The following is a 14,988-nucleotide window of genomic DNA, read 5'->3' on the forward strand; positions in this document are numbered from 1 at the left end:
AATTTGAAGTTGTATATGGTTTTAATGAATAAATTTCATTGATGTTCTTGTTTTCTTTTTTGTTTTCTTGTTTTTTAGGTTGTTTGTGGTTTTATTTTGATTTATTGTTTGTTATTTTTTTGTTTTATGTGTTATTATGATTTTTATCATTAAATTTTTATGTTTTTTTTGTTTTATTTTGTGTTTTTATTGTTTTTAATTTGATTTTTTAGGTATTTTTTGTTTGTTTATTTGTTTTTAATATTAAAATTTGAATATTTTTTATGTTTTTTATTGAAAATTGTTGTGTTTTTAAATAAAAATAGTACTTTTGTAATGCTCGTTAATTATTATTATATATTTGGTTTAAAAAGAGCGCTGGTAACGGCGCTTTTTTTATAAAAATTGAGACTTATTCATAAAATCAACATAAACTAAACAACCTAAACTAAGAAAGCTCCAATAAATTGGGGCTTTTCTTTTTTTAGCGCCATCTCGACTAAAGTGCAGCGGAATGGAGAGATCTAGCTCGATAGATTTTTCGACTGCGTTGCACTCCGCTCGAAATGACGGTCATATGGGAGGAAAAACTCTTGAACAAAAAAAGCTACCCTTTTCAGGATAGCTTTTCAATATATGTTTTGTTGTTGTTATTCTTCTGAATAATTGATTTTGTTCACATGCTTGTCGATTTCCCATCTTCCGGTACCTTCTTCGCCAATTACGTCGAACAATTCTAAAGCTCTGCGGGCTTTGTATTCTTCTTCACGTTGTTCTTTTAAGAACCAGTTTAAGAATTCCATGGTTACAAAATCCTGCTCTTTGTGGCATTTAGCTGCAATGTTTTTGAAACTTTGGGTGATTGCAATTTCAGCTTCTAAGGCATCTTCGAAAACTTCTCTGAAGCCTGCGAAATCTGTTTTGATTCCGTTTACTTCTGGAGAGATTGCGTTTCCGCCCATATCCAATACATATTTGAATAGTTTAAGCTGGTGTACTCTTTCTTCTTCAGATTGCTTTAAGAAATAATCTGCTGAATAGTCGTAGCCATTTTGATCGCACCAAGATGACATTGATAAATATAGTGATGAAGAGTGAGCTTCTTTTTTGATTTGCTGATTTAATAATGTTTCAATATCCTGTGATATTAAACATTGATTGCGCATTAAGTCTTTCATAATTCTGTGCTTTAATAACAATACAAATGTATAGTGAATTTGTTCGTCTTTATAATTTATTTGCAATATGAAATTAGTCTAAATTGCTGATAATTAGTTATTTGTAATCAGTTTAAATAATGATGGATGAGGTAAGATGGATGATGGGAAATGGGGAGGGTAGAGGGGATAACGCTAAACGGATACTGCTTGAGGATCAGAAGTATAGTAGGAGGTTTTCTATTAGTTGTTTCAATGATAAAGTCAATGAATGGATATTATTTTAAGCATTAACAATAAAAAATGAAATAGATTTCTCCGTTTCTCTGCACTCCAGTCGAAATGACGATCAGGAAGGGGGATAGTGCGCAAGGAAAAAAAAAGTTAAAGGTTTTTAATTGATAGTTAAGCAGTTTGCAGTTTTCAATTGACAGTTTGTAGAACTCAGTTTGCCAGTTTAAGCAATTAACTGATTAACCCAATTGTACAGTTAGCCAATCATTTTTGATCATTAAGAAGCTAAGGGGATTAAAGTTTTAGTGATTGCTGAAAATGATATGTTAAGCAGTTTGCAGTTTTCAATTTGCAGCTTGCTGTGCTCAGTTAACCACTTTAAATAATTAACCGATTTACGGTGCTAATGAACAAATGATTAATGTACGAGTGAAGAATGTACATTTTCCATCCTTAATAAACTAATCTGTAAAGGCAGTCTTTAATCATGTGGTTTAATTTGAACATGGTGAAAGTGCCTTGTAACAGATCTTTTAACGCAATAATTTCTAAAGCATTTAAAAGATACATGTGTTCGCAGCCATTAAAGGTAACCAATTCGAAATCAGCTTTGTGGGTATTTAAAAGAAGTGCTTCGATATCTATATCTTCTACAACCTTTTTTAATTTTTGAAGTGAAAGGCAGTTGAAGCGCGCAAACTTGCCACCAAAATCTACATAAAAGCAGTTTAACTTATCAGATTGATAAATAGAACCATGAGTATTTGAGAATACGTTAGCCAGTTGGTTGATATCGATACACGCTTTTTCCATTGGCTACAAAAATTGTGATTATTTAGATTAAATACAAATAAAAATGGAAATAAATTTTAGTGAGCGTGTAGCGGGTTGAGTTTGGCGTGAGGAAGGAAGGATCGTCATTCCGAGCGTAGTGTAACGGAGTTGAGGAATCTATTAAGTGTTTCCTTGTTGATGTGTTCTAGAAAAACTAAATTAGTGATCCGCTTTAAGTTGAAACACCATGTGATGGTACAATCCCCCCATAAATTGTTTTTCGTTTTGGATTACAAACCCCATTTTTTCGTAAAGCTTTAATGCCTGTTTGTTATTTTGTTCGACCAGGAGCGCAATGGTTTGGTGACCCAGTTGCTGGCCCCAGCTAATGCCTGCCTTGATCAGCACTTTTCCTATTCCTTTTCCCTGAGCTTTAGGATTAACACTAATGCTATCCAGATAGAATTCGCCGCTTTGGGTTTCTGCATCCTGGTTGTTGTCGGTTTGCTTATCGTTATGGATATAAGTTAGAAAAGGCTTGCGGAGTTCGGTAAGCTTCCCTCCATCGTAGGCATTTAATGAGCCTAGCACTTCGCCTGATTCTTCAAAAACCAAAGTGTTTTCATAACTGTATTGATTACCCTTTTGCTGAAAGAGATATTCGAAAATGTGGTTAATTTCGCTTTGGTTTTGTGTATGGGTTAATTTGCCTGCCAGTTCACCCATCGCCTGGAGTATTAAAGGTACAACTTTGGCAAAGTCAGCAGGTTTGGCTGGTCTGATCATTAAATATCGCTTAAGTTAAAAGTTTCGGCTACGCGGATGCCTTTTTCGGTCCGCTGCAGGGTGCAACACTCGTTAACCGGATCGTGCTCCAGGTATAAGATATAATTGTTGCTCACTGCTTCTTCTAAAAAGGCCTGCTTTTCGGTTAATGTTTTTAACGGAAACATATCGTAAGCCATTACATAGGGCAGGGGCAAGTGACCAACCGACGGTAAAAGATCGGCCATATACACGATGGTTTTTCCTTTGTAGTTAATTTTAGGCAGCATCATGGCATCGGTATGGCCATAGGCAAAGCTGATGTTGATGTCTTTTTGCCAGGCTATATTTTCCTGTTCGGTAACAAATTTTAACTGTCCGCTTTCCTGTATGGGTAAAATGTTTTCTTTTAAAAAGGATGCTTTTTCTCTTGCATTTGGTTCTACTGCCCATTGCCAGTGCTTTTCGTTGCTCCAATAGGTTGCCTTGCTAAAGGCAGGTTTTAGTTTCTCGCCATCCCTTACCACCGCACCGCCCACATGGTCGAAATGGAGGTGCGTTAAAAATACATCGGTAATATCGCTGGTACTGAAACCTAAAGCGGCCAGCGATTTTTCTATCGTATCATCGCCATGCAGATAATAATGGCTAAAAAACTTTTCATCCTGTTTGTTCCCTATTCCGGTATCGACCAAAATAAGTTGATTGCCCTCTTCAATTAATAAGCAGCGCATGGCCCAGGTACAAAGGTTATTGGCATCTGCCGGGTTGGTTTTTTGCCAAATGGCTTTGGGTACCACGCCAAACATGGCGCCGCCATCGAGTTTAAAAAAGCCTGTGTTTATGGTGTGAAGTTTCATTTGATGTAAGATGTAAAATGGTTGATGTAACAGTGCTAAAAATACAAAACCCTTTAGGATTAACTAAAGGGTTTCTGTAATAATATTGGTTTTATTGTGGCTTGGTCTTACGCCTTCAACCTTTAAACCTTTTACCTTATAAGTGGATTACCTCTCCGTATGCATCAGCGGCTGCTTCCATAATGGCTTCGCTCATGGTAGGGTGTGGGTGAACCGATTTAATCATTTCGTGTCCGGTAGTCTCTAATTTACGTGCCACTACAATTTCGGCAATCATTTCGGTAACGTTGGCACCAATCATGTGCGCACCTAATAATTCGCCGTATTTGGCATCGAAAATTAGTTTAATGAAACCATCTTTAGCACCAGCAGCACTTGCTTTACCTGAAGCTGAGAATGGGAATTTACCAATTTTTAATTCATAGCCTGCTGCCTTAGCTGCTTTTTCGGTATAACCTACCGAAGCAATTTCTGGCGTGCAATAGGTACAGCCCGGAATGTTGTTGTAATCTAAAGGCTCTGCATGCTGACCTGCAATTTTTTCTACACAGATAATACCTTCTGCAGAAGCCACGTGTGCAAGCGCTTGTCCGCCAACCACATCGCCAATTGCATAGTAACCTTTTACCGAAGTGTTGTAGAACTCATCGGTAACGATTTTACCTTTTTCGGTTTTGATGCCTGTTTCTTCTAAACCAATGTTTTCGATGTTGGCTACAATACCGGCAGCTGAAAGTACAATATCGGCTTCGATGGTTTGCATACCTGAAGCAGTTTTAACCGAAACTTTGCAACCTGCACCGCTGGTATCAACCGACTCAACACTTGCTGAAGTCATTACATCGATACCGGTTTTCTTTAAGCTACGCAATAATTGTTTCGACACGTCTTCGTCTTCAACAGGTACTACGTTTTCCATAAATTCTACAATGGTTACTTTTGTTCCCATTGTGGCATAGAAATAAGCAAACTCAACACCGATAGCGCCCGAGCCTACTACTACCATGCTTTTTGGTAATTCGGGAAGTACCATAGCCTGGCGGTAGCCAATAATTTTTTTGCCATCTTGTTTCAGGTTAGGCAATTCTCTCGAACGTGCACCTGTAGCAATGATGATATTTTTAGCTGTAAGTTCTTTTTGCGAGCCATCAGCACCTTTAACTTCTAATTTGTTGCCTGGTTTAACTTTACCAGTACCCATAATTACGTCAATTTTATTTTTTTTCATTAAAAATTGAACGCCTTTACTCATGCCATCGGCTACCCCGCGACTGCGTTTTACCACAGCAGCAAAATCGGCCGTTGCACCAGCTGTTGTAATGCCGTAATCGGCAGCATGGTTAATATATTCGAAAACCTGAGCACTTTTTAAAAGTGCTTTAGTAGGGATACAGCCCCAGTTTAAACAAATACCGCCTAATGATTCGCGCTCAACAATTGCAACTTTTAGTCCCAGTTGTGAAGCTCTGATCGCAGCTACGTAACCACCTGGGCCGCTGCCTAAAACAATAACGTCGTAATTCATCTGTTTTTTTTAGTTTATTTTTAATCTGTCAGATGGAGCTTGCCCTAATTAAAATAAGCTAATTAGGGTTGGTTCATATCTATTTTAAACAGATTTGTTTTTTAATCGCTTTGTGTTTGCTGTAATCTTTGGGTAAAGGAGTCTCTGTGCGTACAGATTAATCTCGTGTTGATAGTTGCCTACGTTCACCTTACAAGAAGCTAAGGAAGCTAAATCCTTTAACAATCGCTCAAAACTAAAAAAAAAATGTCAATTGACTAGACCAATGTTGAGATAGCAGTTAAAATTTACACTGGCTGAATATTACAGGCATAAATTTAACATGGTGTTTTTTGTGTTTTCGTATTTGTAAATAGGCAAATCAAATGCCCGGCATGGTAGGGCTAACTGTCTTATTTTTAAGTGAATATTATTGTTGAAAGTTATTATTTGAAAAATATCATTGTTGTGGCTTGTTTTCTGCCTAAATAATAACCAATTCTGGGTTTTGTTATTAAAAATTTAGTTCTTTAAACAAACGTTTGATAAACTGGAAGTTGTTGTTGCTTTGATATTTGTTAAATGTTGAAAAAATATGACCAACTTAACCATAATTTAACATTGGATGTTAAAATGTGTTAAATTTTATTGGGTACATTTGCGGCATTAATTATCATTAGATTATTATTCAACAACAAAAAAACATTTAAAAAAAGAAAGTATGAAGAAATCTTTACTTTTAAGATTAGTACTGGTTATTGTTGCTTTTGTAGGTATCACTTTTGGTGCGGATGCACAGGTTACTACATCATCGATAACAGGAACAATTAAGGATGCCAAAGGCGCCTTACCTGGTGCAAGTGTAAAAGCTACGCATACACCATCGGGAAGTGTTTACACCGCTTCTACCAACAATGATGGACGTTACACAATTGCCAATGCCCGTGTTGGTGGCCCTTACACTATTGAAATTTCTTTTGTTGGTTATAAGCCAGAGAAATTGACAGATGTTTACCTGAAATTAGGTGATGCTTCTGTATTAAACATTGTCTTAAATGATAATTCTCAAGTACTAAGCGATGTTGTAGTAAGAGGTACTGCTTCAGCCAGTAAATCAAAAACTGGTATGGCAACTGCCATTTCTAGAAAACAAATCGAAGAGTTGCCTGCAATTTCAAGGAGTTTAACAGATTTGACAAGATTAACTCCTCAATCAAGCTCTGCAGGTAATGGATTCTCATTCGCTGGTAGAAATGCATTATTTAATTCATTAACACTTGATGGTGCTCAAATGAATAATGTTTTTGGTCTTTCATCTTTACCAGGAGGACAAACAAATGCTCAACCGTTTACACTTGATGCATTAGAAGAATTACAAATAAATTTAGCTCCTTACGATGTTAAACAAAGTGGCTTTACCGGAGCTGGAGTTAATGCTGTAACCAAATCTGGAACGAACAAGTTTTCAGGATCAATTTATAGCTATTATAAAAATCAAAACCTTCAGGGATATAAAGTTGGTGATACGCAATTACCAAAAGGTAGTGGTGATGCTTTTTCTAACAAACAATTGGGATTTAGATTAGGTGGACCAATAGTAAAGAATAAATTATTCTTTTTTGTAAATGGTGAAATCAGCAGAAGAACTGCGCCATTCTCGACACTTCAAGTAGACAGAGGGACATCAAAAGGTGCTAATATTTCAAGAGTAACTTTTAACGATATGTTGACTGTTAAAAATTTAGTGCAATCTAGATTTGGCTATGACCCGGGAGAAATTGATGGCTACAGTAACTTAACTGAAGCAAATAATCTTACAGCAAGATTGGATTGGAACATTAGTAATTCTCAAAGGTTAACCGTTAGGTATAATTACTTAAATTCATTTGACGATAAGGCACCAAGTGGTTCTGGGTCTAGGAACGGTCGTGGGCCAAGTCCTCAATCGATGATTTTTTCAAATCTTAGATATAAACAATATAATAATTTAAATTCAGTAACAGCTGAATTGAATTCTAGATTTGGTAATAAGTTCGCTAATAATTTGCAACTAATCTATTCAGGATTTAGGGATTATAGAGAACAAAATGGAGGAGCATTTCCTTTAGTGGATATAGAAGATGGAAATGGAAATAATTATATTTCATTAGGTTCTGAGCCATTTAGTGGTTTAAATAGATTAAATCAAGATATTTATACTTTAAATGAGAACTTTAACATTTTTGCTGGTAATCACACCATCACTTTAGGTGGAACTGTTGGATATCAAAAGTTTGCGAATGCTTTTGCTCAATTCTTTAGTGGTCAATTTAGATACAAAAGTTTATCAGATTTTGTTGCAGCAGCAAATGGTAACAATTCAATCGTGCCGCTTCAATATCAGTTAACCTATTCAGCAGACGCATCGAATCCACAGCCATATGCAATATTTAGTCAGATGCCAGTTGCTTTCTACGCTCAGGATGAATGGTATATTAAACCTAATTTTAAACTATCATATGGTTTAAGATTAGATGTACCTATCTATACAGCAGATATTCAATCTAATCCTCGAGTAACCGATGCTTCTTTTAGAGATGGTGAAAAATTGGATGTTGGTCAGCTTCCAAAAACGCAATTGCTATTTTCTCCTAGATTAGGATTTAACTGGGATGTATTAAAGGATTCTAGATTAATCATTAGAGGAGGGTCTGGTATTTTCACAGGAGCTTCAACAGGCGTATGGTTAACCAATCAAGCTGGTAATACAGGTTTAATGTTCGGATCTGATCTATTGACAAATCCAACAAATCGTCCATTTAACCCTAATCCATCTGCTTATATTCCAACCAACGTAAATATACCTTCTACTTTTGCTATTAATTTGACATCACCTAATTTTAAATTACCTCAGATTTGGAGATCAAGTTTAGCATTTGATTATAAATTACCTGGTGGTATATTGGCTACTGTTGAGGGAATGTATACTAAATCTATTAACGAGATTTATCACAGAAACGCAAACCTAGTTAACGCAGCTGGTACATATTCTGGAACAGGAGATACAAGGCCATATTTCCCTGGTGTTACAGCTACTTCAAATGCAAGTGCTGCACCTAACAGAGTAAACTCATTTATCACTAACGCTATTGTGCTTGACAATACTAATCAAGGTTATGCATGGAATGTTACTGCACAATTGCAAAAAAGATTTGGTAGTATTGCTGATGTAATGGTTGCCTATACCAGAAGTGATGCTAGAGACATAACCTCTAACCCAGGTTCGCAAGCTAATTCTGCATATTCTGGAAATCCAATTATAGGAGATCCAAATGTACCAACATTAGCTTATAGTAGTTTTGTTGTTAAGAACCGTATCATTGCTTCTGTAAACTTTAACTTTAAAATAATTCCTAATTCTACAACATCACTAGGGTTTATTTATGAAGGATCACCTTATGGTGATAATTTTGGAAACACAAGGTTCTCTTATCAAGCTGGTGATATTAACGGAGATGGTAACGCTAACGACTTGATGTATGTTCCTAAAGATATCAATGATATCCAACTGCAAGCAATAACAGGTGCAAATGCCGAAAGTATAGCTTCTCAGTGGAATAGACTTAATCAATATATTGATCAGGATAAGTATTTAAGTACCAGAAGAGGTCAGTATTCAGAGAGAAATGGAGCTGAATATCCTTGGGCTAATCGTGTGGATGTAAGAATTATGCAGGAAATCCGTACTCTGTTTGGTAAAGAGAATGGAAACAGATTTAACCTGAGCTTAGATATTGTGAACTTTGGTAATTTATTAAATAAAAATTGGGGTTTAACCAAAATTCCTAATCTTACAACTCCTTTGGTTTTTCAAGGTAGAGATGCAGGAACTGGTAGACCTAAATATACTGTTAATCAGAACTTAGGAACTAGTACTTTTAGAGATAATACTAGTTTTGCTTCACGTTACCAAATCCAGGTAGGTGCTAGATACAGTTTTAATTAATTATAGTCTACGATGATTTTTTAAGCCCTGATCAATTGATCGGGCTTTTTTGTTGGTATTGATTGGGATAGACGAAATTCGATTAAATTATTGTTTTCTTAACCCTGGCTGGTACTCCTGCTACCATTACATTTTCGGGTACATTCTGCGTAACTGATGCTCCTGCGGCGATGTAAGCGCCTTTGCCAATGGTTAGTCCTGGTATTATGGTTGCACCTGCACCTATAAATACACCTTCCTGAATATGAACATTGCCTGCAACGGTAACACCGGGCGATATGGTTACGTAATCGTCAATAATGCAATCGTGGCTAATGTTGCAAAGGGTATTGATAATGCAGTGGTTGCCGATATTAACCTGGGCATTAATTACCCCTCCGGGCGCAATACAGTTGCCTGTACCCATTTTTAGCGTCGGGCTTAAGTAATTGTGCGGATGGATAATATTGATGAAGCTGTAGCCCTTTTCTGTTAGCAGGCTAATTATCGATTTCCGTTGATAGTTGCCAATAGCTCCAATAAGTGCAAGTTCTGGTGAAGCTGGATATTGTTTGATGAAATCGAGCAGCTGAATAACCGGTTTACGGAGGCTGGAATGCTGATCATGATGATCGACATTGATGACGTAGCCTGCTAAGTTATACTCCTGGTGACTGTTAAAATATTCGCTAACTTCTGTAGCGTGTTTACCAGCACCCAGAACATATACGTCGATCATGATGTTTATTCCAATTAGGTGTAATTTGTTAACGTTGAATATACGTTTATAGATATGGATTTGGACAATGTATCGGTAAAAAGGTTTAATGTATCGATAAAGGTATAGTTGCTTTTAAGGTTGTTTTGGTTTTTGTACGCTTAATATTATTTACATTTTTCAGAACAAAGCGATCATTCGTCCGATTTGAAAGAAATAGCGTGAGATACCTTTTTTAAAACCTTTGCTGAAGAAAGCTTGACATCCATTATCAGGAAAAGAAGGTCGATGAAGGAGAGTACCTATCCTAGATTTGTAGAAAGGACATAAATAAAAAAGAGGTTGCCTTGTAAAGATATAGTTTGGCTATGAACTTGCTTCAACTTACTGAAGATTTTGGCAAGCCCTTCGGCAAGGTACCATTGACAGACCCAAGAGAAGAATCGTCATTTCGACTGAAGCCAACCGGTTTTTCACCGGTGGCGGAATGCCTGCCCGTACAGGCGGGGAGAAATCTATCGAGGCAGATTTCTCGACTACGCTGCACTTCGCTCGAAATGACGACCCTGAGTGGGCTGTTACTAATATTGATCTTTATGCAATAAATTATTCCTCAGATGACAATACTATATTTTAGGCAACTCTTTTAATAACTTAAAGAAGCCAGTGCTTATAATTACTTACCTGGTTCTGTTTTACCATTGTGGCAGGTTATACAGGCAATTTGGGTAATGGTTTTTCCTTCCTGCAGGGCGTTGTGGAAATATTTCTTATTGATCTTAGCCGTCATGCGCATCATTTTACGGGCTGTTTCCTTCTCAGGTTTTTCATCGCTGGCGAAATCCATTTTCCTCGGGTTATCTTTCATTGAGGCATGGCAATGGCTACAACGTACGCCTAAAGCCAGCTTAAAATCGTCCATTACTTTGTCGAGTTCTTCCTTGCTGATGTTTTTAGGCAATACCTTTAAATTTTTTGCTTTTGGCTCTGGTTCAGGTTTAGGCATAAAGGCGCTCAGGCTAAATGCAAAGCAAGCCAATAAGGCCATTACGATGGTCTTTTTATAATTCATGTTCTGTTGGTTTGTATAACTAATATAATCCTTTTTCTATTGTAGAAAATGACTTTAACAGATTGTAATGAATTTATTTCAATAGCTGAGGTAAGGTGGAGGAATCGGTTTAAAAGAAAAGGCTTCGGAGTTTATCCAAAGCCTTTATGTTAAGTGCGAAGCGGGAGCTTAGTTGTAAACAAATGTTCCTTTTTCGCTTTCTATTGTTACTTGTTTTTGTTCGCCTTTTTCTACCCGGCCAATAATTTTGGCGTCGATATTAAAGCTTTTCGAAATTTCGATAATGCTGGCAGCAATATCCTGTGGCACATATAGCTCCATACGGTGCCCCATGTTAAACACTTTGTACATTTCTTTCCAATCAGTACCCGATTCTTCCTGTATGAGTTTAAATAGCGGCGGTACAGGGAATAAATCGTTTTTAATGACGTGGATATCGTCGTTAACGAAATGCAATACCTTGGTTTGTGCACCACCACTGCAATGTACAATGCCATTAATCTGACTGCGGTGTTTTTCCAGTATCTGTTTAATTACAGGTGCATAGGTACGGGTAGGTGAAAGTACCAGTTTACCTACTGTTATTTTGCCATGGCCTTCGATATCGATTTCGTCGGTTAGTTTTTTGCCGCCTGAGAAAACCAGATCAAAAGGCACTGCAGGGTCGAAGCTTTCAGGGTAAGCATTGGCAACCGATTTATCAAATACATCGTGACGGGCAGAGGTTAGTCCGTTTGAGCCCATACCACCGTTGTATTCTGTTTCGTACGTAGCTTGCCCCGATGAGGCCAGGGCTACAATTACGTCGCCAGGTTTAATGTTATCGTTGCTGATGATCTCTTCGCGCTTTAAGCGGCAGGTAACGGTAGAATCAACAATAATGGTACGTACAAGATCGCCCACATCGGCTGTTTCGCCACCGGTAGAGTAAATTGAAATGTCTTGCTCGCGCAGATCGGCCAAAATTTCTTCGGTACCGTTAATTACAGCTGCAATTACTTCGCCCGGAATCAGGTTTTTATTACGGCCTATGGTTGATGACAGGAGGATGTTATCGGTAGCACCTACACAAATCAGGTCATCAATATTCATAATGATGGCATCTTGCGCAATACCTTTCCAAACTGAAATATCGCCGGTTTCTTTCCAATATACGTAGGCTAAAGATGATTTGGTACCTGCGCCATCGGCATGCATGATATTGCAATAAGCCTCATCTCCACCTAAAATATCGGGGATGATTTTGCAGAATGCTTTTGGGAAAATTCCTTTATCGATGTTTTTGATGGCATTGTGCACATCTTCTTTTGAGGCAGAAACGCCACGTTGATTGTACCTGTTATCACTCATGTTGCGCAAAGATAACTTTTTAAGGTGGAAGGTAAAAGGGTAGAAGGTAAAAGGTTGATAGAAAATCCGAAATCTCAAGTCGGGAGTCAGAAGTTTTTTACCACAAAGGCACAAAGCACAGAAAGGTTAATAATAAGCAATTATCAATAACCAGTTTGCAGTACTATTGAACCAATTTTGCAGTTTTCAATTGACAGTTTGCAGTACTAATGAACTATTGAGCCAATAAACCATAAAAAAGGGCGTAAAGTGCACACTTTACGCCCGATAAGCTTAAAACCTTGCGGTTATTATTTCATGAATAACAATTCTCTGAATTTTGGTAAAGGCCAAACGCTATCGTCAACGATTTGCTCTAGTTTATCAGCGTGGTAACGGATGGTATCGAAGTAAGATTTAACTTTCTCATCGTAAGCAATCGCTTTTTCGCGGGTGTCTTCCAATTTGTTGGTTACTTTACGTTCTTCTAACATCGCATCGATATTACTCTTAACGATATCTAAGTGCTCAGATAGTTTTTTAACAATTTCTAATGAAGATTTGCTATCAACACCAAGTTCTTTTAATCCTTTAACGTTTTCGATTAATGAATTTTGGTAAGCAATTACAGCAGGGATAATAGCAGTGTTAGCAACTTCGCCCATTACACGTGCTTCGATCTGTAATTTTTTGTAGAAGTTTTCTAACATGATTTCATGACGGGCATGAATTTCACGTGCGCTATAAATACCAGTTGTTGCAAATAACTCAGCCGATTTCTCAGTTAAGTAAGCATCTAAAGCTTTAGGTGTAGTTTTGATGTTTGATAAACCGCGTACTGCAGCTTCATCTTCCCACTCCTGGCTGTAACCATTACCTTCGAAACGGATTGCTTTTGATTCTTTGATGTATTTTTTGATTACTGTTAATAAAGCGATGTCTTTTTTATCACCTTTCTTAATTAACTTATCAACTTCAGCTTTAAATTTAACCAATTGCTCGGCCATGATCGCGTTTAAGATCGTCATTGGAGCAGAAGAGTTTGCAGACGAACCTACAGCTCTTAACTCAAATTTGTTACCTGTAAAGGCGAAAGGTGAAGTACGGTTACGGTCGGTGTTATCTAATAAAATCTGAGGGATTTTAGGGATACCTAACCAAAGTGCGTTATCTTCTTTGATTTTTTTGCTGATACGTGAGTGCTCGATCTCGTCTAATACATCGTTCAATTGCGAACCTAAGAAGATGGAGATAATTGCAGGTGGCGCCTCGTTAGCACCTAAACGGTGATCGTTGCTTACTGATGCAATACTTGCACGTAATAAATCTGCATGCTCGCTAACTGCTTTAATGGTGTTAACAAAGAAAGCAAGGAACATTAAGTTGTTTTTTGGCGTTTTACCTGGTGCCAATAAGTTTTTACCAGTATCTGTAATTAACGACCAGTTATTGTGTTTACCTGATCCGTTGATACCTGCGTATGGTTTTTCGTGTAATAAAACACGGAAGTGGTGACGACGGGCAACTTTTTCCATCAAATCCATCAACAATTGGTTGTGATCGATAGCTAAGTTGATTTCTTCATAAATTGGCGCACACTCGAACTGAGAAGGTGCAACCTCATTGTGACGGGTTTTTAAAGGAATACCTAATTTTAAAGCTTCGTTTTCGAAATCTACCATGTAAGTGAATACACGCTCAGGAATAGAACCGAAATAGTGATCTTCTAATTGCTGACCTTTAGCAGACATGTGTCCGAATAAAGCACGGCCAGTTAATAATAAATCCGGACGGGCGTTGAATAACGACTCATCAACAAGGAAATATTCTTGCTCAATACCTAAAGAAGCATTTACTTTAGTGATGCTCTTATCGAAATACTGGCAAACATCAACAGCAGCTTTATCTAATGCAGCTAATGCTTTTAATAAAGGTGCTTTATAATCTAAAGCTTCGCCAGTGTATGATACGAAAACTGTAGGGATGCAAAGAGTTTTACCTGCTTTACTTTCCATAATGAAGGCCGGAGATGAAGGATCCCATGCAGTATAACCACGAGCTTCGAAAGTGTTACGGATACCACCGTTAGGGAAACTCGATGCATCTGGCTCTTGCTGAACCAAAGCGCTACCTGCAAATTTTTCGATTGCGCCTTCTCCGCTAGGCTCAAAAAACGAATCGTGTTTTTCGGCTGTAGTACCTGTTAAAGGCTGGAACCAGTGTGTATAGTGGGTTGCACCAGCAGCCATTGCCCATGATTTCATGGCGGTAGCAATCTGGTTTGCGTCTTCTGCGTTAATTAACTCACCTTGGTTGATAGATGAAATTAATTTCTCATACACGTCTTTAGATAAGAAATCTCTCATTTTTTTCTTATCAAATACATTAGCGCCAAAAAAGTCAGAGATTTTTGCTGAAGGAGATTTAACTTCTGGTGAAATTCTGTTTTGAGCCTCTTTTAATGCGATGGTTCTTAAGCTTTTCATTAATTTGTTATGTTTTTTGTCAAAAATAGTATATTTTATTAATTTTCGTAAAATAATCGGATAAATTATATCAATTTTATTGAAAATGAAATAAAAAAATGTTTTTCAGGTGAGAAATTTCATTTTTTGTAAAGAAAACAGATTTT

General features: G+C 37.3%; 10 protein-coding genes. 1 reads left to right on the top strand and 9 read right to left on the bottom strand.

Features of this window, described 5'->3' with window-relative positions; genetic code table 11:
• Positions 1-629: 629 nt before the first annotated feature.
• The 5 genes from G7074_RS19695 to lpdA form a co-directional block, all read right to left on the bottom strand.
• Positions 630-1,157, bottom strand: a complete 528-nt coding sequence (locus tag G7074_RS19695) for a ferritin (protein ID WP_124559724.1) — start codon at positions 1,155-1,157, stop codon at positions 630-632.
• Between the two features lie 666 nt (positions 1,158-1,823).
• Entirely contained in the window at positions 1,824-2,183 is a 360-nt protein-coding gene (locus G7074_RS19700; RefSeq protein WP_124559725.1) for a hypothetical protein, read from the bottom strand.
• A 180-nt stretch (positions 2,184-2,363) separates the two neighbouring features.
• Entirely contained in the window at positions 2,364-2,930 is a 567-nt protein-coding gene (locus tag G7074_RS19705) for a GNAT family N-acetyltransferase (protein ID WP_124559726.1), read from the bottom strand.
• Complete coding sequence (locus G7074_RS19710) at positions 2,930-3,769, bottom strand: MBL fold metallo-hydrolase (RefSeq protein ID WP_124559727.1); 840 nt, start codon at positions 3,767-3,769, stop codon at positions 2,930-2,932. The genes G7074_RS19705 and G7074_RS19710 overlap by 1 nt, the downstream gene beginning before the upstream one ends.
• A gap of 136 nt (positions 3,770-3,905) precedes the next feature.
• Entirely contained in the window at positions 3,906-5,294 is a 1,389-nt protein-coding gene (lpdA, locus tag G7074_RS19715) for a dihydrolipoyl dehydrogenase (protein WP_124559728.1), read from the bottom strand.
• A 700-nt stretch (positions 5,295-5,994) separates the two neighbouring features.
• On the opposite strand from lpdA, the gene G7074_RS19720 reads away from it, so the two are divergent.
• On the top strand, positions 5,995-9,258 hold the full coding sequence (locus tag G7074_RS19720; RefSeq protein ID WP_124559729.1) for a TonB-dependent receptor: 3,264 nt from the start codon (positions 5,995-5,997) through the stop codon (positions 9,256-9,258).
• A gap of 82 nt (positions 9,259-9,340) precedes the next feature.
• Here G7074_RS19720 and G7074_RS19725 read toward each other — a convergent pair whose 3' ends face one another.
• From G7074_RS19725 to G7074_RS19740, 4 genes are all read right to left on the bottom strand, one after another.
• Positions 9,341-9,976 carry an acetyltransferase gene (locus G7074_RS19725; RefSeq protein WP_124559730.1) on the bottom strand — a complete coding sequence of 212 codons (636 nt, stop codon included), beginning with the start codon at positions 9,974-9,976 and terminating at the stop codon, positions 9,341-9,343.
• Between the two features lie 655 nt (positions 9,977-10,631).
• Complete coding sequence (locus tag G7074_RS19730; RefSeq protein WP_166210762.1) at positions 10,632-11,027, bottom strand: c-type cytochrome; 396 nt, start codon at positions 11,025-11,027, stop codon at positions 10,632-10,634.
• 168 nt (positions 11,028-11,195) lie between these two features.
• Complete coding sequence (locus G7074_RS19735) at positions 11,196-12,377, bottom strand: AIR synthase related protein (protein ID WP_124559732.1); 1,182 nt, start codon at positions 12,375-12,377, stop codon at positions 11,196-11,198.
• Between the two features lie 290 nt (positions 12,378-12,667).
• Positions 12,668-14,842: a glutamine synthetase III gene (locus G7074_RS19740; RefSeq protein ID WP_124559733.1), complete on the bottom strand. Its 2,175-nt coding sequence runs from the start codon at positions 14,840-14,842 to the stop codon at positions 12,668-12,670.
• Positions 14,843-14,988 lie beyond the last annotated feature (146 nt).

This window comes from Pedobacter sp. HDW13, from assembly GCF_011303555.1.
Taxonomy (GTDB): domain Bacteria; phylum Bacteroidota; class Bacteroidia; order Sphingobacteriales; family Sphingobacteriaceae; genus Pedobacter.

Excerpts from the sequence above, each read along its gene's own strand:
- G7074_RS19695 (WP_124559724.1), bottom strand. The coding sequence starts at position 1,157 with ATGAAAGACTTAATGCGCAATCAATGTTTAATATCACAGGATATTGAA.
- G7074_RS19700 (WP_124559725.1), bottom strand. The coding sequence starts at position 2,183 with ATGGAAAAAGCGTGTATCGATATCAACCAACTGGCTAACGTATTCTCA.
- G7074_RS19705 (WP_124559726.1), bottom strand. The coding sequence starts at position 2,930 with ATGATCAGACCAGCCAAACCTGCTGACTTTGCCAAAGTTGTACCTTTA.
- G7074_RS19710 (WP_124559727.1), bottom strand. The coding sequence starts at position 3,769 with ATGAAACTTCACACCATAAACACAGGCTTTTTTAAACTCGATGGCGGC.
- lpdA (WP_124559728.1), bottom strand. The coding sequence starts at position 5,294 with ATGAATTACGACGTTATTGTTTTAGGCAGCGGCCCAGGTGGTTACGTA.
- G7074_RS19720 (WP_124559729.1), top strand. The coding sequence starts at position 5,995 with ATGAAGAAATCTTTACTTTTAAGATTAGTACTGGTTATTGTTGCTTTT.
- G7074_RS19725 (WP_124559730.1), bottom strand. The coding sequence starts at position 9,976 with ATGATCGACGTATATGTTCTGGGTGCTGGTAAACACGCTACAGAAGTT.
- G7074_RS19730 (WP_166210762.1), bottom strand. The coding sequence starts at position 11,027 with ATGAATTATAAAAAGACCATCGTAATGGCCTTATTGGCTTGCTTTGCA.
- G7074_RS19735 (WP_124559732.1), bottom strand. The coding sequence starts at position 12,377 with ATGAGTGATAACAGGTACAATCAACGTGGCGTTTCTGCCTCAAAAGAA.
- G7074_RS19740 (WP_124559733.1), bottom strand. The coding sequence starts at position 14,842 with ATGAAAAGCTTAAGAACCATCGCATTAAAAGAGGCTCAAAACAGAATT.